Source organism: Sorangium sp. So ce204, assembly GCF_051526795.1.
Lineage (GTDB): Bacteria > Myxococcota_A > Polyangia > Polyangiales > Polyangiaceae > Sorangium > Sorangium cellulosum_B.
Window position 1 is genome coordinate 2,173,637 of sequence record NZ_CP150317.1, and the last position, 21,967, is coordinate 2,195,603.

The following is a 21,967-nucleotide window of genomic DNA, read 5'->3' on the forward strand; positions in this document are numbered from 1 at the left end:
GAGAGCGCGAGTGATGGGGGGAGAGGCGACGGCAGAGGAAGCGGGGGAGACGTCAGGCCACGAGGGCCCGTGGCCCCTCGGGAACTCGGGAACCCGGGAACCCGGGAACCCGGAACCCGGAACCCGGAAACAGCGCGTCCATTCGTCCGCGGTCGTCCACGGTCGTCCAGGATGTCATCTGCTTGCGTCATCCCGCAATCGATTGCGCTTCCATTCCAGTCGTGCCAACTCCATTGAAGGGGACGCGCCGGACCTCTCAGCTGAAACCAGCGGCCAGGTAGCAGCTCTTTTTGGCGGTGCAGCTCGAAGGGGAGACGGCAGGTCACGCTGGCGTACAAATTGCGAGCCTTCACGCCAGACGCCCACGCTGAATGCGCCTCCGGCCCTCCGGGGGGCAAGCGCCGTGGAAGGATTCGTTCTTCACGAAAGCAAGGTTGGGAAGAGCCATGATCGATCAACGACGAGCGGTCAACCGCAGGATGTTCTTGCAAGGGATGACCCAGTTCGCCTCGGTGGCCGCCGCGGCGCCCGCGCTCGGTTCGGACCCATGGAGAGGCGCCTGCTCGACGACGCTCACCGCGGGGCGGCCCGAGGACGTGAGCATGAGCTCGGAGCGGCTGGAGGACGTCTTCGCGCGGATCCAGCGCCGCGTGAACGACGCCCTGTTTCCCGGCGCCACCGCGCTGGTCGCGCGGCGCGGGGTCATCGTGGGTCACCGGGCCTTCGGCAGCAAGGTCCCCGGCGCCGACGAGCCGGTGACGCTCGACACGATCTTCGACGTCCAGTCGATGAGCAAGGTGCTCTCGACGGCGGCGGCGGCCCTCGCGCTCGTGCAGGAGCGCGTGATCCGGCTGGACGCGCCGGTCGCCAGGTACCTGCCGGAGTTCGCCGCCAACGGAAAGGGGGCCGTCACCGTCTATGACATGCTCCGTTACTCGTCCGGTCTGCCGCTGGACAACCAGTGTTTGGATGAGGACGTCGAGACGGCCTGGTCCATCATGGCCGAGACGCCGCTCGAATACGCGACAGGCAGATCGGCGCTGTACAGCGATCTCACCTACCGCCTCCTCGGCCGCATGATGGAGGCCGCCGCGGGGGAAGATCTCGACGCCATCGCGAGAGAGTGCGTCTGGCGTCCTCTCGGCATGAGCGACACGATGTACAACCCGCCCCCGGAGCTCGTCGAGCGCGTCGCGGCCACGGGGTACTCCGCCCGCCGGGGCTGCCTCGTGCGGGGGCAGGTCCAGGACGAGCAGGACTTCGCGCTGGGCGGCATCGCCGGCTGTGACGGCGTGTTCAGCACCGCGCTCGATGTCGCCGTCTTCTGCCAGATGATCTTGAACGGCGGCGCCTATGGCGGCGCCGAGGTCCTGCGGCCCGATCTGGTCCGGCAGATGAAGAAGAACAACACGCCTTACGTGACGGAGGCGGAGACCGACACGTCGCCCATCAACAACCTGCTCCTCGCCCCGAAGGGCCTCGGGTGGGAGATGCGGACGCGGCGCTTCTCGAACGGCGGCATGCGCCTGTCGCCGCGCGCCTTCGGCAAGGCGGGCGGCGCCGGCACGTTCATGTGGGTCGATCCGGATCTCGAGATCATCGGCGTCCTCCTGACCAACCACGGGTTGCCGCAGCCGTTCGACGAGCTCGGCTGGAACCGCATGCTCGACAACATCGGTTGCACCGAGTTCTTCGACGGCATCATCAACGCCGTGCACCGCTGAGCGCCGTCGCGGGCGAGCGGCGCCGCGGGCGAGCGGCGCCGCGACAGGCGAGGATCTCCGGCGAACGCCGCTTCTCCAGGTCGTTCAGGCGGCTTCCACGGGGAGCGGCTCCTCCGGCTCGGCGGCGGCGGCGGCGGCGAGCGTCCGGCGCAGCAAGGGGCCGATGGTCAGGCCCTGCACCACGATGGAGACGACCACCACGACATAGGTGATGGTCAGCACCATCTCTCGCTCCGGAACGAGCGTGCCGTCCGCGAGCTTTCCGGGGATGGAGAGCGCGAGGGCCACCGAGACGCCGCCGCGCAGGCCGCCCCAGGTGAGGATGCGGATCGCCCCCGGGGTGAAGACCCTGCGCCTCTTCATGAGGCTCACCGGCAGCGCGACAGCGATGAACCGCGCGAGCAGCACGACCGGGAACGCGAGGAGCCCTGCGAGCAGCGACTGGGCGTCGAAGGCGACGATCAAGAGCTCGAGGCCGATCAAGACGAACAGCACCGCGTTCAGGATCTCGTCCATCAGCTCCCAGAAGTCGTCGAGGTGCTCGCGGGTCTTCTCGCTCATGGCGCCGGCGCGCGCCTCGTTCCCGATGAAGAGCCCGGCCACCACCATGGCGATGGGGCCGGAGACGTGGATCGCGTACGCCAGGGCATAGCCGCCCGCCGCGGTCGCCAGCGAGAGCAAGACCTCGACCTTGTAGTCGTCGACCTGCCGGAGCATGGCGAGCGTCACGAAGCCGAGCGCGAGGCCGTACAGCACGCCGCCGATCGCCTCCTGGGCGAACAGCAGCGAGAGCCGCTGCAGATCGAGGCCCGACGTCCCCGACGCGATCTCCAGGAGCCCGATGAACGCCACGACCGCCACGCCGTCGTTGAAGAGCGACTCTCCGGCTATCTTCATCTCGAGCTCCTTGGGCGCCCCCACGTGCTTGAGGACCCCGAGCACCGCGATGGGATCGGTGGGGGAGATGAGCGCGCCGAAGAGCAAGCAGTAGACCGGCCGGATGTGCACGCCCATCAGCGTCATCAGGGCGTACGTCATGCCGCCCACCAGCACGGTGGACATGAGCACACCCCCGGTGGCCAGGATGCCGATGACGACCCGCTGCTTCTTCAGATCCGCCAGGTTGACGTGCAACGCGGCGGCAAACAGCAGAAACCCGAGCATCCCCTGCATCAACGTCTTGTTGAAGTCGATGCCATGGAGGTGCTCCTTCGCCTCGGCCTCCACCTCCGGAAACAGCTCTCCGATGCCCACCATGACGAGGGACGTCGTCATCGCGATCAGCATCAACCCGATCGTGGTCGGCAGCTTGAGGACCCGATGGTTGAAGAAGCTGAAGATCGCAGCGAGCGAGAGCAGCGCTGCCGAGACTTGGAATAGATCCATGCTCCCAGGCTTACAGGCGGGCGCGCGCCGGCTCGAGCGAGGCGCGGCGACGTCCGGGTGAAAAGTTGCACGTCAAAGTTTCCCCGAGGGAAGGAAATCCAAGCCGACTCGAAATGTCAAGCCTCGACCGCGGGACCCGCGCCGGGCTGCCCGACGCCGGGGGCGCGACAGAGAGACCCGCCCTGTCGAGGCGGCACGAACGAGGCTACTCCTTCCGCTGCAGCCGGCCCGAGTGACCTTCACGGCGGCATGCGCCTGTCGCCGCGCGCCTGAGCGCGCCTCGTCCCTTCCCGGACGTCTGACGACGTGTGTGGACCTCCCGCGGACGCTTTACACCGTGCTACCGAGCGGCGAGATGTGCGTGTGTCTGCGGTGGCTTCGCCTCCAGCCTGGTGATGCGAGGTGCGCCTCGTCGGCGCCTGCGGCGCCGTTCGCGCCTCCGGTCGAATCGGTGGTCGGCGCCGCAACCGCGCGCGGTGAGCGCCGTAGATGGGTCGTGGGCCGCGGGGCGATGGCGGCCCGTTCGCCATTGCCGGTATCCTGCTGTGCAATGGCTCGTTTCCTGTAAATGCATCATTTGAACCCGAAGAATCACGGTGTGCGTCTCGCGAGCCGCGCGACGCTGGCTCACGACGCTCCCGTGGGGAAGAGAGCATGAGCGAATCAGCAAACGTCAATGACCCGGGCGCTGCCGCGCACACAGGGGAGATCTCGCGCCGCTTCTTCTTGCGGGCGTTCGCCGGGGGCGTGGCGGCCCTGTCGGGCGCATGCGACGGGATGACGCCCGTCGAGGCGCCTACAGCGGAGGCGCGGTCGGAGCTCACACGGGCGACCGGGGGGCAGCTGGCGGATCTCATCCGCCGGAAGCGGGTGTCGTCGCTCGAGGTCGTGGAGGCGCACCTGGCGCGCATCGCGAAGATCAACCCGCGGCTGAACGCCGTGGTGAAGCTCCGCGCCGACGAGGCGAGAGCCGAGGCGCGGGCGGCGGACAAGGCCCTGGCGAGAGGCAAGCACCTCGGCCCGCTGCACGGCGTGCCGATGACGATCAAGGATTCCATCGATACCGCCGGCGTCGTGACGACCGGCGGCACGAGCGGGCGAACGAATTTCGTTCCGGCGGAGGACGCCACCGTGGTCCGGCGCCTCAAGGAAGCGGGCGCGATCCTGCTGGGCAAGAGCAATACGCCCGAGATGACGTGGTCGTACGAGACGAACAACGCAGTGTACGGGCGCACCAACAACCCGTATGGCCTCGACCTGTCGCCGGGCGGCTCGAGCGGGGGGGCGGGCGCCATCGTGGCCGCGGGCGGCTCGCCGTTCGACGTGGGGAGCGACACCGGCGGGAGCATCCGCTTGCCGTCGCATTTTTGCGGGATCGCCGGGCTCAAGCCGACCGCCGGCCGCGTCTCGCGGACGGGCCATATCGTCCCGGCGGAGGGGCTGCTCCAATCGTTCACCGTGCTCGGGCCGATGGCCCGCTCGGTCGACGATCTCTGGCTGCTCTTCAGCGTCCTGGCGGGGCCCGACTGGCGCGACGCGGCGCTGATCCCGGCGCCGCTCGGCGACCCGAAGCACGTGCGGCTCAGGGATCTGCGGATCGCGATGCACACCGACAACGGGATCGCGGCGCCGGACGCGGCGGTGCGCCAGGCGGTGGTGGACGCGGCGGCGGCGCTGGAGGCGGGCGGCGCGCGGGTGGAGTCGAAGAAGCCCGACGCGCTGAGCGACGTGCTCACGGTAGACGCGGATATCTTCCGGGCGGACGGCGGCGCCTGGCTGAAGCGGCTCCTGGACCTGGCCGGGACCACGGACCCCGGCGCCGAGGTGGACGCCTCGCTCGCGAGCGTGCCGCTGTCGAGCGGTGAGCTGACCGCGGCGGTCGAGCGGCTGGACGCCTGGCGGGGGCGGATGCTCGGCTTCATGCAGGACTTCGACGCCATCGTCTGCCCGCCGTGTGTCCTCGAGGCGCTGCCGCACGATGCGTGGGTCGTGCACGGGGTCTACGCAGGATTCAGCTACTCGTTCGCTTACAACATGACAGGGTGGCCGGCGGTCGTCGTGCGCGCGGGCACGTCGTCGCGAGGAACGCCGATCGGCGTCCAGATCATCGGCCGCCCCTTCCGCGAGGATGTCGTCCTCGCCCTGGCCGGCCACATCGAGCGGGAGCTCGGCGGCTACAGAGCGCCGGCGATCTGACGGCGCGATGGCGGTCAGGAGGACCGGCCTCACGGGCACGTTCACCGGGCTGGACCTGTCGGTGCGCGACACCGACGACCGACGTCGCGGAGCGGCAGCGAAGGCGTTCGAGCTCCCGCTCCGCGAGGCTGACGTGCAGGCGGAGAGGCGAGGTCCTCAGGGGTTGAACGTGGCGACGAAGATGTCGCTCCCCGCTGCGTGGGGGATCGGCCCGGTCCCGAAGTCGACCGGCGCGCCCGTGCCGCCGGTGATCGCAACCGTGCCATTCGGAGATACGGCGATGTCCTCCACGAAACGGTCGTGTGAGTCGCTGCTGGGCGGGTCGAAGACGACCGACCAGAGCTTGGTCCCGTTCTCGTCGAGCTTGGCGAGCCCCGAGGGCCCAGCGACGAATATTCCGCCGTCAGGATCGAGGGAGATCCTGTGGAAGGGAGCGCTGATCGTGTGGCTGGAGATGACCTCTCCTGCTGCGTCCAGCTTGACCAGCACGGACCCCCCCCACCGCGCCGCCGCCGAAGTCGACGGTGCCGTCCGTGATGCCTGTCACGAGGACCTCGTCCGCCGCGTTGACCGCCACCGAATAGGCCGCCGCCAGGGGGTACGTCGCCGTCGACGGAAACCGATTTTCCCACAGCACGGCCCCCGTCGGGGCGAGCTTGGTGACGTTGAATGTCGGCCACGGGGGCAGGCCCGTATCGAAGCTGGGGGTCACAGCGAGCACGTTGCCAGCGCTGTCGAGCGCGATGCGTCCCGCTCCATTCACCTGTGAATAGTTGTACATCCCTTGCAGGTGGGCTGTCCAGAGGACGGCGGTACCTCCGGCGCCCACCTTCGCCAGTCGATAACCTTCATCGACGACATGGAGCACGTACACATCGCCGGCGCCGTCGACGGCAGCCTGCCGTACCATCCAGGGCCAGCCCGAGGTGCCGAGTCTGCCAGGGAAGCCGTTGCTCCAGATGTGATTGCCGCCGGGGTCGAATGCGGCCACGAACAGCGCGCCCTCATCGAGGACGGGCGGGAGGGGACCCGCACCGAGATCCGGACCTGGCGTGAGAGTTCCACCGTCATAGACCCCGACGAGCACGATATCACCGCTTCCGTCGACGGCCATGGTGGCGTTCGCGTCGTTGTATTCGGTCCCGAAGCGCTTGCTCCAGATCAACGAGCCTGCGGGATCGAGTTTGAGGAAGAAGACGTCCGACCCCCCTGCGCTGGTGACGGGGCCGGCGCCGAAGTCGACCGTTCCTCGGAAGCTACCCGAGACGTAGAAGTTGCCAGCGGCGTCGCTCACGATGGACAGCCCCACGTCGTCGCCGGACCCCCCGTATCCCCGCGCCCACGGCGGGAGCCGGGAGCAATCGGGCACGCCGTCGCCGCTGCCGCCGGCGCCGCCGCTGCCCAGACTCCCGGTCCCGCGTGGTCGTGGTCGTGGTCGTGCGCGTGGTCGTGCGCGTGCGCGTGCGCGTGCACGTGAGTGCGCGGCCCTGGTCGACGTCTGCCGCATCATGGGCGTCGTCCAGAGCAAGGACGTCGAGCATGGCAAGCACCTTCTGTCACGGCTCGCCGCCATGCTGACAAGGATGTGCCGATATAGCCACGTGTCTCGCGCACGTGCACGCGCACGCGCACGACCACGCGCACGACCACGACCACGACCACGACCACGACCACGAGCATGACCGCGTTGGTGAACTAGGGGGGATTGGGGCGCGGTCAGTCCGGATCGAGCGCGTACACGGCCGTTGTCGTCTTTCGCCCCGTCAGGTTGCGCTCGCCCAGCGCGCGCAGCGGGAAGGCGTCGCCGGCGAGGTCCCGGGTCGCCTCGGAGACCAGCACCTGGTTCGGCGCCGCGATCGCCTCGAGCCGCGAGGCGACGTTCACCACGTCGCCTATCACCGTGTACTCCATCCGCTTGTCGGAGCCGATGTTGCCGACGATGGCCTCTCCGGAGTTCACGCCCACGCCGAGGCGGACCTCGACGTCGTACCGCTCGCGCCACTCCTCGTTCGCCGTCTCGAGGAAGCGCATCATGTCCTCCGCGGCCGCGAGCGCGCGGCGCGCGTGATCCTCCTGCGCGATCGGGGCGCCCCAGACGGCCATGATGCAATCGCCGATGAACTTGTCGACCGTGCCCCCGTGCCGGAACACGATCTCGGTGAGCATCGAGAAGAGCTCGTTGAGGAGGGCGACCATCCGCTCGGCGTCGCGCGACTCGGCGAGCGGCGTGAAGCCGACGACGTCGGCGAAGAGCACCGACACGGCCGCCCGCTTGCCGCCGAGGGCGAGCGGGTGCTCGCCCCGCACGATCGCGTCGACGACGGCCCTGTCCATGAACCGGCCGAGATCGCCGCGGAGCTTCGCCTCCCGGGCGATGTCCGCCTCGCCCTGCTCGAGGTCCTGGGCCATGCGGCCGAGGGACGTCGTGAGCTCGCCGATCTCGTCGCGCCGCCCCCGCAGCGCGTCGCCGAGCGCGATGTCCCGCCAGCGCCGGGCGCCGATGAGCCGCGCCTGCGCGACGAGGTGCAGGATCGGGCGCGTCACGTGGCGGGCGGTCACGAGCGCAAGGGCGAGCGCGAGGACGAGCGCGCCCGCGGCGACAGCGACGCCGCGGCGCCGCATCTCGTCGAGCGCGGCGAAGGCCTCCGGCTCGGGGCGCCAGATCGCGACCGCCCAGCCGAGGTCGGGCACCGTCTCGATGGCGCCGATCATCCGCTGGCCGCCCTCGTCGTGCGGGGCGAGCACGCTGAGCCTGTCGTTCAACCCCGCGCCCGGGGGGAGATTGTGCCAGATCGGCAAGGACGAGACGTCGCTGCCCGGCGCGACGCCCGGCACCCCGAACGCCGCGATCGCCTGGCGATCGTGGCCCGCGATGAGCAGGCGCACCGCGCGGCTCCCGAGGCGGCGCCCGGCGATCACCTCGAGGTCGAGCCCGAGCATGTCGAGCGGCACCTCGGCGACCACGTAGCCGGCCGGGCCGGCCGGGGGAGGCGGCGCGCCGGCGCCGGCGCCGGCGCCAGCGCCCGGCGCGGCCCCGGCGCCCGCGTCGCCGGCGGGTCGCACACGGGCGACGAGGAGGCCGCGGGCCGGCCCGACCACGCCGAAGCCGACGCCGCGCTCGTCAGCGAGCTGGCGCAGCGCTGCCGGCGCGGCGGCGACGTCAGCGTCGGATGACGCCTTGCGGATCAAGGTGCTGATCCCCGCGTCGGGCACCTCGAGCCGCACTGCCTCGACGAGCCCGCGCGTCGCGACGAGGGCGCGCACCGACGCGACCGCGTCCTCGTCCCGGATGGAGCCGCCCGCGGCGTGGCCGAAGATGGCCGCCGCCGCGACGGCATCGCTCTCGACGTCGCGGACGAGCTGGATCGAGGCCGAGGCCACCTCGGAGAGGATCGCCGTCTGCAGCCTCTCCTCGGAGGTCCGCACGGCGCGCCGGTTCACGTCGATGAGGAGCGTCACGGCGACAGCGACGGGGACGAGCGCCATCGCCGTGAAGAGCGCGATCGCCTTCGTCTTGAGCGAGAATTCCCTCACGCGGAGGCCTCCGCGGGCGACGCGTCACTCAAGAGGACCGTCCTTCCAGCCGGCCGCGCCCTCGTCGGTGCGCTTGCGGATCTGGAACTCCACCCTGCGGTTCCTGGCCCGGCCGTCTCGGGTGCGGTTGTCGGCGAGGGGGCGGCGCGCGCCGAAGCCGCGCGCCTCGAGGCGGCGGGCGTCGATGCCGTGCGCGGTCAGCCACGCGACGACGGCGAGCGCGCGGCGCTGCGAGAGGCTCAGGTTCGCCTGGGCGGCGCCCTGGTTGTCCGTGTGGCCGTCGACCGCGACCCGGGCGATCTCGGGGTGCTCCTCGAGGACGGCCGCGACCTCGGAGAGCAGCTCGAAGCTCTCCGGCTCGATCTCGGCCCGGCCCGTCCGGAACTGGACCTGCTGGAGGATCACGATCTGCGAGCCCTCGATGCGCACCGCGAACGGGCAGCCGTGCGTCGCGCGATCCTCGCTCGGCTTGCCGCGCTCGTAGGGGCAAGCGTCCGCGGCGTTGGGGATGCCGTCGCCGTCCGTGTCCGCGGGGCACCCGTGCCTCGACGCAGGTCGGGACCCCGCGTTCGCGGAGGGCCCGGACGTGACCCCGGGAGCCGCGCCGCCGGGTCCCGCGTCGGCGGCCGCGCTGCTGACCCCCGGCACGTCCGGGCAGCGATCGTCGACATCGTAGATCCCGTCGTCGTCCCGGTCCGGCGGGCAGCCGCGGCGGAACGCCGGCCGGGCGCCCACCGCCGCGGCCGGCGGGCGCGCCTCGCCGATGACCCGGGGGCAGGCGTCCTCGGCGTCGGAGACCGAGTCCCCGTCGAAGTCGGCGGCCGGAGGCGCGGCCCCCGCCGCGCCGCGAGCGCCCTTCGTCCCGGTGGACGCGCCGGCGACGGCCGAGGGGGCGGCGGCAGCGGGCGCCGGCGGAACGACGTCCGCGGCGATGCCTATCCCCGCGAAGAAGCGCGCCTTCGGCGTGCCGGGCAGCCGCCCGAAGCCAGGGCCCGCGCCCGCGTCGAGCGTGAGGGGGCCGAGCGACCAGCGCGCGGTGAGCAGGAGCTCGGCCCCCGCGCGGCCCGGGACCTCGAGCGCCGACCCCTCGCCGGCGGCGGCCCAGACGGAGAGCTCCGACCCGAGCTGCAGCGGGCCCTTGCGGACGCCCGCGCCCGCGGAGAAGAGGACCTCGCTGCCCGTCAGGCTGTCCGCCGAGGCCTTCTGGAACCGGCCCCCCGCCGAGGCCGACCAGCGGAAGCCCGGGTGCTCGGCCCCCACGATCACCCGCGGCGCGTAACGCACGGCGCCCGCGCCGGCGAACGCCGCCTCGTCTCCCGTCGGCAGCCAGACGGAGAGCCCGAGCGCCGCCGCCGGCCGGAGCCCCTCCTGCGGCAGGAGCGTCACCCTCCCTCCGGCCTGGAGATCGCCGAGCGTGGCGCCGCCGGCGGGCGCCGTGACGCGGATGCTCCCGAGCGCGCCGGACGCGCCGCCCTGGTCCAGCACGAACGGCGCGTCGAGATCGAGCTTGATCCGGCGCAGGAGCTCGACGCTCGCGAGCGCGTGGACGATCGCCTGCCGGCCCACCCACGTTACCGAGCCGGCAGGCGCAGTCCCGCGCAGGCTGAGGGGTTGATGAGAATAGGAGAACAGAAGTCCGACCGCGGGCCGGAGCTCCCCCGATACGCCGGCAGAAGGGACAGTGGATAGCCCGTCGCCCGCGGGCGCGGGAGCGAGCCTGTCGAGCGCTGTGGCCTCCTGCGCTGCGGCCGGCATGGAAGCCGTTGCCGCTGCGACGAGCAGCGGGGAGGCCAGGAGGGGCGCGATGACGCGCGCCGGCCAATACTCCATCGGTCTGCTCGTATCCTATTGCCTGGTCCCTTGCAACGCCGATCTCGATCCGGTAGCGTGCCGCTGCCGTGGCACCGTCAAATGGCCAGTCCGTCGCTATCGCGGTGCTCCTCGGCTGCGCCACCCACGCTGCGATCCACGCTGGATACGTCGGCGTGGCGAGCGCCAGAGAGCCGACGCCCGGATATCCGGAGGCGGTCATTCAATGGGGCGTGCAGGCGGGAGAGACCTGCGACGACATCGCGGCGGTCCTCTACGGCTCGTCCAGGCATGCAGGGCTGATCCAGCGGTACAACCGCGTCGCGTGCGGCCCGGGCACGACGCTCGCCGAGGGGCTCACGCTGGTCCTCCCGGCCGAGGTGACGTCGATCCCCGACGCGAAGCTCCGGTCGATGCACCCGGACGTGCGCGCGCGGCCGGCCGGCGGCGCCTGGTCGCCCGCGGCTCAGGGGATGCCCCTGCTCACGAACTCGAGCGTCAACACGCTGGATGAGGGCAGGGCAGATATCGAGTTTGTGGATCGGACTCGGGTGCTCCTCGCGCCGAATACGCTCGTCGTCATCTACGGCACGGCGAGCCGAGCGCGGGTGTCGAAGACGCCGCCCGCGGCCGTCGAGCTCGCGGACGGCGAGGTGAAGGCCGCGCTCGCCGCGCTGCGGGGCCAGTCGGTCGAGGTCGCCGCGAGCGGGGGCGGCCGCGTGAGCGCGTCGTCGCGGGACACGGTGGTGCAGCGGCGCGGGGAGCGCACGACGGTCGCGGTGTTCGACGGCAAGGCGGGCGTCACGTCGGGCGGCCTCTCCGTCGTGGTCCCGAAGGACCACGGCACCCGGTTCGTGGCCAAGGCGCCGCCCGCGCGCCCGCGCCCGCTGCCGGCGCCGGTCGAGTGGACGACCGCGGACGCCGCGCAGATCGCGCTCGCCCCGGAGGGGCTCGGCGTCCTGTCGGCGTCGTGGAAGCCGGCGCCGGCCGCGGCCGGCTACCGCGTCGAGATCGCGCGCGACCCGGAGTTCAACGATCTCATCGCCCGCGAGGAGGTGAAGCCGGACGTCCTGTCGTTCCGCGCGGAGAAGATGCCGGCAGGCGCCTATTTCCTCCGGGTCCGGGTCGTCGATCGCGAGGAGTACCTGGGGGTGGGCGCGGTGCGCAGGTTCCACCTCGTCGCCGCGCGGGCCGCCGGGGGCGTCGTCCCGGCGGCGCAGGAGATCACCGCGAACCCGTACGGGATCATCGAGCTCACGCCGTCTCCCGCGCTCGAGCTCTCGCTCGACGACGGCCCGTTCGGCCCCGTCCCCGAGCGCATCGATCTGCTCCAGCGCGCCCCGCGCGCGCTCCGGCTGCGCGAGCGGGGCAGCGCGGTTCCCGACGCGGCGACGTCGCTCCCGGTCCGGTACACGAAGGTGGGCGCGGTGGTCTCGGTCTCGGCCGCGCGCGCGGTGACGCCGGCGCCGGGCGGGCCGGGCGGGCCGGCGATCGAGGCCCGGGTCGAGCTCGAGGGGCTCGCCGGGGTCGACGTCGCGCGGCGGGTGGCGCCGCGGCTCATCGCCCACCTGCCGGGGGGGGGGCGCTCCGTCGCGCTCGCCGGCGGCGATCGCGGCGGCGCCCTGACGGCGCGGATCCCGCTGCCCCGGGAGGCGCTGCGCCCCGGCGAGCCGCTGCGCGTCCGGCTCGACGTCGCCGACGGCCGCGGCGGCGTGATCGGGACGAGCGACGCCGAGCTGCCCGCCGCGCCCGAGGCGCCGCGCGCCGCGCCTCCGCCTGCGCCCCCGGCCGCGCCCGTGCTGGGCGCGTACCTCCCGCTGCTGCCGATGTCCGGGGTGGCCGACGCGCTCTGGCTCGCGCCGACGCCGCCCTCGGTCGCCGCCGTCGGCGCGGCCGCGGCGCGCTCCGGGGGCGGCTGGGTCGCCGCGGGGCAGGTGCGCGCGAGCGGCGCGATCGGCCCGCTGGGCCTCGACGTCGCGCTCCGCTCGAACCCGGCCGGCGAGGGGGATGGCGCGGGCGCGGGCAGCACCGGCTGGTTCGGCGCGCGCGCGCGCGTCCTGCGCCTCGGGCGCTCGGAGCTCGAGCTCGGCCCCACGCTCCGCCTGGGCGTGCCCATGGCCGACGGGAGCCCGCCGCTCCGCATCGAGCCCGGGATCGCGTTCGGCGGCGCCGCGGGCCGGCTCACGTGGGTGGCCGATGTCGGGGCCCGCATCCGCGCCTCGGGCGACGGCGCGGCGGTGGGGGCGGGCGACGGCGCGGCGGGGGGCGACGGCGCGGCGGCGGGCGACGGCGCGGCGGCGGGCGGCGAGCCGGCCACGCCGGACGTGCAGGGCTTCCTGCTGATGGGGGCGACGGTGGATCCGGCGCCGTGGCTCCGGCTGCACGGCGCGCTGGATCTGCACCTCGTCCACCGGGAGGTCAGGGCGGACGACGTGCTCGGCGGGCTGTCGGCGGGCGTGGAGGCGGGCGGCGCGCTCTTCGGGGCGCTGTCGTTGCGGGCGAGCCCGTGGCGCGACGAGGGCGAGGGCCCGGTGACGGCGCAGATCGCGGTGGGCTTCCGCGAGGCGTCGCCGTGAGCGCGGGCGACGGCGAGCGCCCGCCGCCGGACGGCGACCCCGACCGCACCGTGCTGAAGGGCCAGCGGGCGCCGGACGGGCGGGCGCCCGCGCCTCGACCGCGCGCCGACCGCTTCGCGGCCGCGGAGACGCTCCCCTCGGACGAGCCCGGCGCGGGCGCGGCGCAGCGGACGCGCGCCGGGCGGGTCCTCGGCGGGAAGTACAACCTCGTGCGGCTGCTCGGCGCGGGCGGGATGGGGGAGGTCTACGAGGCGGAGCACGTGCTCCTCGGCGTTCCGGTCGCGGTGAAGACGATGCACCCGCACGTCGCGATCCTCCCGGAGAGCCGGCGGAGGTTCTTCCGCGAGGCGCGCGCCGCGTCGCGGCTCGTGCACCGGAACGTGGTCAAGGTGCTCGACCTCGGGGGCGACGAGGACGACGGCGACGGCTCGATCTACCTCGTGATGGAGCTGCTCAAGGGGCAGTCGCTCGGCGCGCTGCTCCGGGCGTCGCGCGAGCTGCTGCCGCTCGCGGAGGTCGCGGCCCTGTTCGCGGACATCCTCGACGGCGTGGGCGCCGCGCACGCGAGCGGCATCGTCCACCGCGACCTCAAGCCGGAGAACGTGCTGCTCGCCGAGCAGGACGGCGAGCGCGTCGCCAAGGTCGTCGACTTCGGCCTGGCGCACCTCGACGACCCGCTCGACGCCGGGCCGACGCTCACCTCGAAGGACATGGTCGCGGGCACGCCGGAGTACATGAGCCCGGAGCAGTGCCGCTCGCTCGCGGTGGGCCCGAGCACCGATCTGTACGCGTGCGGCTGCATCCTCACGGCGCTGCTACAGGGAACGCCGCCGTTCGTCGGCCTCCCCGCGGTGGAGCTCATGGCGATGCACATGTTCTCGATCCCGCCGCCGCTGCGCCGGCCGCCCGGGGCTCCGCCGGTCCCACCGCTCCTGGAGCGGCTCCGGCTGGATCTCCTGGCGAAGCTGCCCGAGAAGCGCCCGGAGAGCGCCGCGGCGGCGCGGTGGCGGCTCGACGAGGCGATGTCGCGGGAGGCCGAGGCGCGGCGGCTGCCCGCGCGCAAGGCGGGCGCGCCGCACGGCGACCGGGCGGAGCGGGCGCAGGCCTGGCCGGACGGCGAGACAGCGCAGCTCGCGCCCGTGCCGGAGCGCACGGTCGCGCTGCTCCGGCTCGCGCCGGCGGGGCAGGGGCTCAGCGAGGCGTGCGAGATCGGGCTCGACGCGCAGGGGATCCACCTCGCCGAGGTGCCGGACGCCGCCGCGCTGCTCGATGCGGGGCTCGGCGTGGCGGTGATCGACGCCGGCGCCGACGTGGAGGGCGCGTGCGCGCTGCTCGAGGCGCTGGGCCGCGCGGCGCCCGGCGTGCGCACCGTCGTGTGCGCGTCCGGGCTCTCCTCGGACCGGATGAACGCGCTCGTCGCGGCGGGCGCCGCGGACGTGGCGCGTTATCCGGTCGCGCCGGACGCGCTGTCTCGCAAGATCGCGCGGGTGGTGCGCCGGGGGCGCTAGGTCCGGTCACTCCATCCACGGCTACGGTTGGGATCCGGTGGATCGCCGCCGGCATCCCCGAGGATCTCGCGGGTCGTCGGCTCGTCGACGCCTGCGAAGGAATCTGACGCCGCCAGGCGGAGCCGCGGATCTGGATCTCGCAAGGCTGCCCGGATGAGCGGGTGCGCCGCGGGATCATGCGCGAGCCGCGCGATGGCCACCCATCGGATCCAGGGCTCGGGCACACGGAGGGCGTCCAGGAGAGCGGCGCGCACGGCCGGATCGTCTTCGTCCGGGTGCGTGAGCGCTGCCGAGGCGCGCACGCGCCCGTCCGGGTGGTGCAGGAGCTCCCGGAGCAGGCGGCAGGCCTCCTGCTGCAAGGGGGCGCTCCAATGTTCGAAGCTCAAGAACTGGACGGCAAACTGCAGGTCGTCCGGCTCCATCGGATCGATGAGCGCGCGGAGGTCCTCGGCCGTCGTGAGCGCTTCCAGGCCGGCCTGCGTCGCCTTGTAGCTGCCGTACCTCGCCTCCGCGCGCAGGAACACCTGCGCCTCATGGACAGGGATCTGCCACTGCAACGCGCAAACGGCCTCGTAGCGGACGTAGTGGTGCGGATCTCCAAGGGCCCGAAAGAGCACCGGCGGCGGCGCCAGGCCTTCGTCTGCGAGCGCCTTGATGGCCCACACGATCGACCACCCGGCCTCCTCGTCGCGACGCGTGACCCAGGGACAGCGAAGCCTCTCCGCGAGCGAGGCATCGGCCGCGGCGACGCGCTCGGCGCTGCCGGCGTCGCGAGCGATCTCGAGGAGCACCGCGCGGCCTTCCGGGTCCTGCGCGAGCCTCTTGCCATCCACGAAGCCCCCCCGCGGCTGAGCGAGCGCGGCGAGGATCTCTTGTTTCGTCATCATGGGGCCCTCCGTGCGCTCCGCGACAAGCTGGGAGCGCTGCTTGGGCGTGCGGGGAAGCGCTTCACCAGCCGTCTTTCCGCCCCTTTCGATCCCTCGCCTCCAATTCTGCGTGGATCGCAGCGAGCACCTGCTGCGCTTCCACGGGTGGTTGAGCAGGGGAGATCGTGTCCCGCACCGCCCAGCCGATGGCCGGTCGCACGGCCCAGGTCTGCGGGTCCTGGGAGATCCCGATGAATCCGCCGAGCAGCTCCATCGGGATCGGTTTACCCAGGTATTGCCACGTGAAAGGCGCGAGCGACAGGCCCTTGGGGAACGCGCCCACCTGCGACTTGGTGCCCCAGCTCGCGACGCCCGGGTTCCATCGCGGGATCCCCTCGTGCTCTAGGTACGGAAACAGTGCATTGATCCAGCCCGTCACGGAAGAGTCGCCGGACGTGCTGCGATGCTTGTAGAACGACGCCCAGAAACCCCGGTTCACGGCCCCGCCGGACGCAACCGCGACGAATTCGTCGACCACCGGCAGGAGCCCCCGCATCCAGGTCGTGAGCCCGTATTCCGCGAGCACCTCAGCCCGGCGCCGGATCGCACGCCAGTCCTCCGGCGTCCCGAGCAGCGTGATCTCGGGAATGCCGCACCAGGTTACGACCTCGTATCTGAAATAGCGCTGCATGGCGCTCATCAGCACGACCTCGGAGGCTGCCCGCTCGACGGGGCCTGTGGTAGAGAAGGACGCGACCACGAGGTCGCGCGCCTTGCCCACGTGCTCCGCGATGTAGTCCGAGAACTCGGCGAAGCAGCCGGGCCAGTCGTTGTCGGGCGACCCCTTCACGAAGGCGGGGCGCTGGATCGAGAGCGTCTTTTGGCCCTCGTGCCGCACGAACCGCCTCCGGAGCTCCTCGGCGTGCAGGTTCACGTGCACCCCGAAGCCCTGCGCGATGCACAGCCAGATATCGTCCGGCGACAGCACGAGCGGGTAATGGTGGTCGAACGCAGCATGCACGGCCTGGAGGAATGCGTGCTCGAGGATCTGAGGACCGTAGACGAGGTGCCCGAGGTTGCTGCCGTGCGCCTCGGCCGTCAGCTTGCACTGCAGCCAGAGCGACGCGGCGAGCGACACGGGCCGGAGGGGCCGCTCTGGAGGGGGAACGTCGGATACCGCGATGGTGCGCATGCTCGTCAAGATATCAGATGCTGCCCCTCCCTGGGTCGCGAGCTGCACCTCCGCTGCGGTAAGCTCGCCCCATCCCGTCCGACCAGGCGGCGACCCCGCCCACCTATCTTCACTTCGTCGGTGGCGGTGTGAGCCGCTGTCCTGCATCGCCCGCGCTCAATATAGTAAATTCTGTTGCCAAATCTGACACGACTCGCCGGACGCCCCGCGATTCTCGGCTTCACGTTGGAAGCTCCCGGAGCGCGTCGGCCGCGCCCTGGAGCGATGGGACGCGGTCTGCGCAGTCAATTGGCACAAACTCAGAGGTGGTTCGATGTCTCCCTTCACCTCACGTGGCTCGGATCTCTTGCTGATTCAGCTTGGTTTGCGCAGGAGCGAGGTGGGTCGCGTAACGTGTCCTATGTCAACCAGCGCATGCAGCGTGGCTGTACGGTGGGACGACCGCTACGAGGCGCTTGACTTTCGTATCGCAATTGGATTTCTTAGCCCCTTGAGCGTCCATTGCCCCCATGACATCGACCCCTCCCTCGCTAGAAGCTCCCAGCCAGGCCGCGCTTGACGCCCTGTTCGGCGAGACGCGCCGGGTCAGGATCATCGAGGAACGCTGGGTGGAAATTCAGACGCTCGACCCGGACTGTGACGTGTGGCTGGAGCAGATCGTCCTGCTCGATCTCGAGCGCGCAGAGGTCGCGACCATCCGGGATCGGCTGCGCATCCAAGAGCATCAGAGAACATTCTTCTGCGATTGCGACGGGGACATCCGCATCGAGCTTCACGGAGAGGCAGGGCTCCTGGGGACGATCACTTTCCACCATGGCCTCTCTATCCGGTTCGAGCGCTGGAACTCCGACGCGTTGCTGCTCGACGGCCCGGCGCTGCTCCGCTGGATGGCCGAGCGGGGCGCCTCGGGCCCGCTTCACAAGTTCGAACAACAGGAGAGGGAGCAGCAGGAAGCCGAACGTGTCTACCGCGCGTGGGTCGAGGCCGCTCCCGCCGGTCTTGACCCGTCGCTCTTCGGGAGGGGTTTCCTTCCGCACAATGGCGACGACCCCGCCTACGGTCAGGCCATGGAGGCGCTCGCTGCGGCGTACCCATCCGCGGAGGAGCGGGCGGTGGTCCTCTTGACGTGGTTCGCACACTCCTCCTCGACATGGTCGGCATACTCGTCTTATGAGTCGATCCCCGGCGAGCTCCTCCTCCGGGTAGAAAGCGGTACCGTGCTTCGCGCGCTGGAGCGGCGCGAGCCGGTGGCCGAGGCAACGCTCCTTGGCGCGGCACGGTACTTCTCGACGCTGTCGGATCGCAAGAGCGAGCTGGCCGCGGTGCCGGACGCGCTCTGGGAGCGGCTACTCCAGGCCACCCGCCGGGTCGGCATCGAGGAGAATGTGGAGCGGCTGGCAATGGTCCATGGTGGTGCGCGTGGACCGCAGAGGGGCGCTCGCCCCGTCCGTGATAGCGAGCCAGCAGAAGGAGCTTTGCCATCTCGTGACCACGGGAGGTGAGGCGTTCTGGGCTGTCGCGCGCGAGACGCCCGAGCTCTTTGCGGATTCGCCCTATAGCGGTTGGTCTCCGACGCAGCTGGTGAGGGCGCGGCCTTCGGGTGGCGGTCCGATGTTCCTGGCCTCGCTGTCGGCGTGCGTGGCGGCGCTGCTCAGCGATGCCGTCCACCTCTACTGGGTGGAGTACGCGAAGACCGACGCCGCCCCAGATCCGGTGCTCGTCCGGATGCCGCAGGCGGGGGGCGCGAGGGAGGTGCTGGCGAGCGTGCCGACCAAGCTGTCGTCGCGCGCGCTCACGGGGCCCACCATCGCCGTGAGCGCCTCCCACGTGCTCTGGATCGATCCGGACATGCGCAGGATCTGCGGGGTCCCGAAGGCGGGCGGCGAGGTGAGCACCGTCTGCTCCATAGAGCTGCCGCCTCGCGGGATCGTCGCCGAGGGCCGCTTCGCCTATGTGATCATCGGAGAGGACCGAAGTGCGCGTTTTTCAAATCTTCCAGGTCTGGCTTCACATTCATCACACCATTGCCAGCCACCTCGATCTTGTTCATCCTGCACCACCTCCGCGGTGAAGGGCTTGGAGCGCACATTGCTTCGCGAAACACCGAGCCCTGTGAGAGCACGTCGCGCGTCAATCCCGAAGGATCCTGCCTGATACCATGCCAGCGTTGTAGGATGCACCCGGCACGCTGGACTTGAGCCAGCAGACGGCCGTCGTCCCCTGCACGCCAGGTGGGACGTAGGTAAATGCTTTGCACTGCGAGTCTTGCGAGCAGAAATAAGCACAGTGGCTCGCGCGTGGCTCGTTGAGGTAGTATCCGATGTAGTCGCCGCCAGGCCTGTCCCAACCAAGCTCGAGCTGCGTGCTTACCGAACGCGTGGAGCAGGGGCTCTGTCCGAGGCTCTCGCCGTACGTGTCAGAGTCCCACAGCGGGTAGCCGGTGCTGGAGTAGACGACGGAGTTGCCGTCGTTCTGTATTGCGTAGGATGAATAGTTGTATCCCCAGGTGTCCGTCGACCAGACAGGCGCGTCGCTCCAGTCGTACATGACCAGGTTTCCGTCCGGCTGCATGACAACGTAGCCCCCCCAGCCCACCGTGTTGGTGGCCCATATTGGGTACGAGGTGCCTTGACCACCGTAGATCACGAGGTTCCCGTCCGACTGCATGTCGACGTGGTAGTAGCAGCTCGGCGCAGTCAGGCGCTGTCCAGGGAACATGTACTCGTTTGAAGCAAGATATTCGTCGGCGTCTGCCCCAGATGTGGTCGCGATCAATACGCTGAACATCAATGAAAAAGCCACTCGTTTCATGGCGCCCTCCTTCACTCCCGCTGCAGAACACGCGTCGGTCCGTGCGTGAGCTGTCGGGGCCATCCTACGCCGCCGCTTTCTCCTCCGCAACGGGCGGGCTTCCTCCTGGCGGGAACGACCGGATGGCTTCCATCGATAGCGTCCCTCGCGGCCGCGACGCGATCACAGACAGCGCCCGAGCCGGGCAAGTCGTGGCGGGGTGGTCAATATTGGACGGTGATGTTGGCCGTATATCCCTGCGCGGCGAAGCTGTTCACGGTGAGGGGCAGGCCTCCGGGGACCGTGTAGGTCGTGCCGGCAGGCGCTCTGTGCCGCCGGTCGTGACGAGGTAACGCACGCCCCGCAGGCTGCGGAGCGAACGCGGCCCCTTCGATAGCGCCAACGAACGACACGGCCGCCCCGCCTACCTGCGCGCCAGGCGCCCCTGCCGGGTCTTGCTTGTCAGCGTGCCGTCCTGCGCCACCACCTCGGCGGTGATCAGGACGGCGCGGATCCCCGATGGCGGCGCGAATGCCGCCGTTCGTCGGCCTCCCGCAGGTGGAGCTCATGGCGATGCACATGTTCTCGATCCCGCCGCCGCTGCGCCGGCCGCCCGGGGCTCCGCCGGTCCCACCGCTCCTGGAGCGGCTCCGGCTGGATCTCCTGGCGAAGCTGCCCGAGAAGCGCCCGGAGAGCGCCGCGGCGGCGCGGTGGCGGCTCGACGAGGCGATGTCGCGGGAGGCCGAGGCGCGGCGGCTGCCCGCGCGCAAGGCGGGCGCGCCGCACGGCGACCGGGCGGAGCGGGCGCAGGCCTGGCCGGACGGCGAGACAGCGCAGCTCGCGCCCGTGCCGGAGCGCACGGTCGCGCTGCTCCGGCTCGCGCCGGCGGGGCAGGGGCTCAGCGAGGCGTGCGAGATCGGGCTCGACGCGCAGGGGTTCCACCTCGCCGAGGTGCCGGACGCCGCCGCGCTGCTCGATGCGGGGCTCGGCGTGGCGGTGATCGACGCCGGCGCCGACGTGGAGGGCGCGTGCGCGCTGCTCGAGGCGCTGGGCCGCGCGGCGCCCGGCGTGCGCGCCGTCGTGTGCGCGTCCGGGCTCTCCTCGGACCGGATGAACGCGCTCGTCGCGGCGGGCGCCGCGGACGTGGCGCGTTATCCGGTCGCGCCGGACGCGCTGTCTCGCAAGATCGCGCGGGTGGTGCGCCGGGGGCGCTAGCACCGGCTCCGGTCCCTCCGGCTGTGACAAAGTGGTGATGGGCCGCTTGCTCTCGTGGCCGCGGTTACGTGGCACAGGCAAAGTTGGCGTCACCAGTCGAAAAGACCGGCGAGGGTATGCCCGTCGCGCCAGCCCACGGCGCGCAGCCGCATCGATCCTGAGGGATCACGGGACAAATCGAAATCGTTGGTTGTCGCCGCCGTTGCATCCCCACTGCTGGATGGTTGCCCCGAAGCTCGTGCTGAAGCCCGGGACATCCAGGCACAGGCCGCTGCTCTCGGAAACGATGAAATAACTGTCGCCGCCCGCGCGTACCAGCGAGAACCGTTGGTTGCGGCCGCCGTTGCATCCCCACTGCTGGATGGTCGTCCCGAAGCTCGTGCTGAAGCCCGGGATATCCAGGCACAGGCCGCTGTGCGTGGCGACAATATTGTAATTGCCGCCGCCGGCGCGTACGAGCGAGAACCGCTGGTTGCCGCCGCCATTGCATCCCCACTGCTGAAGAGTGGTGCCAGGATTCGTGTTAAAACCCGGGACATCCAGGCACAGGCTGCTGCTCACGGAGATCGCCTGGACTGGCCTGCGCGGCACAGGTCGGGCCAGGCCGTGAGACGCGAACAAGAAGGCGATACTGGCAGCGGCTATGCCCGCCGAGCGGTACACGAGGAACTGCATGGGACCTCCTCAGAGAGAGCTGGTGAACAGGTGCAGGCAGAGCTCTCTTCGCGGTCTCATAAAGCGGACTTCAGACTTCCGGAAGAGGCGCCGCGCGGCTCATCTGCAGGTGTGGCCGCGTAGCTGCAGCTGGATTGGTAGTGGCAGGCCGTGCTTTCTCGGCGCCAATAACCACAAGGATGGGAGCTGGGGGACCCGCAGGAACCCCTCGCTTCTCTGTAAATATTTCCAAGAACGACGCGCCGAAAGCTCGACGAGGTAGCGTGCCCTCGCCTGCCAGGACAGCCTCACTCCGACACGAGCTGGCCCTGTCCAGGGCCTCGAGGACGGGCGAGCGCGCGACGCGGGCCGATGAGCGCGTCGAAGCCCGGCATCCACGCGTGCAGCGCGCTCCCGCCTGCGGGCACGAGGCGCGGATCCGGCTCGATGCGCTCCGCCGGGAAGCGCAGGAGCATGCCGCCGCGCGCGAGGTGACGCGCGGCGACGCGGAGCGCGA

17 protein-coding genes are annotated in these 21,967 nt (G+C 71.2%); 6 read left to right on the forward strand and 11 right to left on the reverse strand.

Annotated elements, in window-relative coordinates:
- The first annotated feature begins 446 nt into the window (after positions 1-446).
- A complete protein-coding gene (locus WMF22_RS08190; RefSeq protein ID WP_437298552.1) occupies positions 447-1,724 on the forward strand; it encodes a serine hydrolase domain-containing protein in 1,278 nt (425 codons plus the stop codon).
- An 84-nt stretch (positions 1,725-1,808) separates the two neighbouring features.
- Here the strand turns inward: WMF22_RS08190 and WMF22_RS08195 are convergent, their stop codons facing one another.
- Positions 1,809-3,110 (reverse strand): cation:proton antiporter, encoded by a 1,302-nt coding sequence (locus WMF22_RS08195; protein WP_437298553.1) that lies wholly within the window; start codon positions 3,108-3,110, stop codon positions 1,809-1,811.
- A gap of 654 nt (positions 3,111-3,764) precedes the next feature.
- Here WMF22_RS08195 and WMF22_RS08200 point away from each other — a divergent pair.
- Complete coding sequence (locus WMF22_RS08200; protein WP_437298554.1) at positions 3,765-5,306, forward strand: amidase; 1,542 nt, start codon at positions 3,765-3,767, stop codon at positions 5,304-5,306.
- Between the two features lie 156 nt (positions 5,307-5,462).
- Here the strand turns inward: WMF22_RS08200 and WMF22_RS08205 are convergent, their stop codons facing one another.
- The 4 genes from WMF22_RS08205 to WMF22_RS08220 all read right to left on the reverse strand — a co-directional run bounded on the left by WMF22_RS08205 (position 5,463) and on the right by WMF22_RS08220 (position 10,670).
- The gene (locus WMF22_RS08205; protein WP_438035388.1) at positions 5,463-5,795 is read right to left on the reverse strand and encodes a hypothetical protein; all 333 of its coding nucleotides are present in this window, start codon (positions 5,793-5,795) and stop codon (positions 5,463-5,465) included.
- Positions 5,710-6,600: a hypothetical protein gene (locus WMF22_RS08210; protein ID WP_438035389.1), complete on the reverse strand. Its 891-nt coding sequence runs from the start codon at positions 6,598-6,600 to the stop codon at positions 5,710-5,712. Before WMF22_RS08210 ends, WMF22_RS08205 begins: the two co-directional genes overlap by 86 nt.
- Before the next feature lie 422 nt (positions 6,601-7,022).
- A complete protein-coding gene (locus WMF22_RS08215; protein WP_437298556.1) occupies positions 7,023-8,840 on the reverse strand; it encodes an adenylate/guanylate cyclase domain-containing protein in 1,818 nt (605 codons plus the stop codon).
- Between the two features lie 24 nt (positions 8,841-8,864).
- Entirely contained in the window at positions 8,865-10,670 is a 1,806-nt protein-coding gene (locus WMF22_RS08220; protein WP_438035390.1) for an OmpA family protein, read from the reverse strand.
- Between the two features lie 155 nt (positions 10,671-10,825).
- Between WMF22_RS08220 and WMF22_RS08225 the strand changes: the two genes are divergently transcribed.
- The gene (locus WMF22_RS08225) at positions 10,826-13,225 is read left to right on the forward strand and encodes a FecR domain-containing protein (RefSeq protein ID WP_438035391.1); all 2,400 of its coding nucleotides are present in this window, start codon (positions 10,826-10,828) and stop codon (positions 13,223-13,225) included.
- A complete protein-coding gene (locus WMF22_RS08230; protein WP_438035392.1) occupies positions 13,222-14,733 on the forward strand; it encodes a serine/threonine-protein kinase in 1,512 nt (503 codons plus the stop codon). The genes WMF22_RS08225 and WMF22_RS08230 overlap by 4 nt, the downstream gene beginning before the upstream one ends.
- Here the strand turns inward: WMF22_RS08230 and WMF22_RS08235 are convergent.
- Together WMF22_RS08235 and WMF22_RS08240 are read right to left on the reverse strand one after the other, a co-directional pair.
- Complete coding sequence (locus WMF22_RS08235) at positions 14,730-15,620, reverse strand: HEAT repeat domain-containing protein (RefSeq protein ID WP_437298560.1); 891 nt, start codon at positions 15,618-15,620, stop codon at positions 14,730-14,732. The two genes, WMF22_RS08230 and WMF22_RS08235, sit on opposite strands and share 4 nt — an antisense overlap.
- Positions 15,621-15,681: 61 nt before the next feature.
- Positions 15,682-16,791, reverse strand: coding sequence for a DUF4419 domain-containing protein (locus WMF22_RS08240; RefSeq protein ID WP_437298561.1), 1,110 nt, complete (start codon positions 16,789-16,791; stop codon positions 15,682-15,684).
- Between the two features lie 608 nt (positions 16,792-17,399).
- On the opposite strand from WMF22_RS08240, the gene WMF22_RS08245 reads away from it, so the two are divergent.
- Positions 17,400-18,293, forward strand: a complete 894-nt coding sequence (locus WMF22_RS08245) for a hypothetical protein (RefSeq protein ID WP_438035393.1) — start codon at positions 17,400-17,402, stop codon at positions 18,291-18,293.
- Positions 18,294-18,461: 168 nt separating this feature from the next.
- On the opposite strand, the gene WMF22_RS08250 is transcribed toward WMF22_RS08245, so the two are convergent.
- Both WMF22_RS08250 and WMF22_RS08255 read right to left on the reverse strand, forming a co-directional pair.
- Positions 18,462-18,698, reverse strand: coding sequence for a hypothetical protein (locus WMF22_RS08250; protein ID WP_437298563.1), 237 nt, complete (start codon positions 18,696-18,698; stop codon positions 18,462-18,464).
- Between the two features lie 223 nt (positions 18,699-18,921).
- The gene (locus WMF22_RS08255) at positions 18,922-19,602 is read right to left on the reverse strand and encodes a PAN domain-containing protein (protein WP_437298564.1); all 681 of its coding nucleotides are present in this window, start codon (positions 19,600-19,602) and stop codon (positions 18,922-18,924) included.
- Between the two features lie 498 nt (positions 19,603-20,100).
- Between WMF22_RS08255 and WMF22_RS08260 the strand changes: the two genes are divergently transcribed.
- Positions 20,101-20,796: a hypothetical protein gene (locus WMF22_RS08260; protein WP_438035394.1), complete on the forward strand. Its 696-nt coding sequence runs from the start codon at positions 20,101-20,103 to the stop codon at positions 20,794-20,796.
- Between the two features lie 165 nt (positions 20,797-20,961).
- Here the strand turns inward: WMF22_RS08260 and WMF22_RS08265 are convergent, their stop codons facing one another.
- Positions 20,962-21,471: an RICIN domain-containing protein gene (locus tag WMF22_RS08265; RefSeq protein WP_437298566.1), complete on the reverse strand. Its 510-nt coding sequence runs from the start codon at positions 21,469-21,471 to the stop codon at positions 20,962-20,964.
- A gap of 287 nt (positions 21,472-21,758) precedes the next feature.
- The gene (locus tag WMF22_RS08270) at positions 21,759-21,926 is read right to left on the reverse strand and encodes a hypothetical protein (RefSeq protein ID WP_437298567.1); all 168 of its coding nucleotides are present in this window, start codon (positions 21,924-21,926) and stop codon (positions 21,759-21,761) included.
- Positions 21,927-21,967 lie beyond the last annotated feature (41 nt).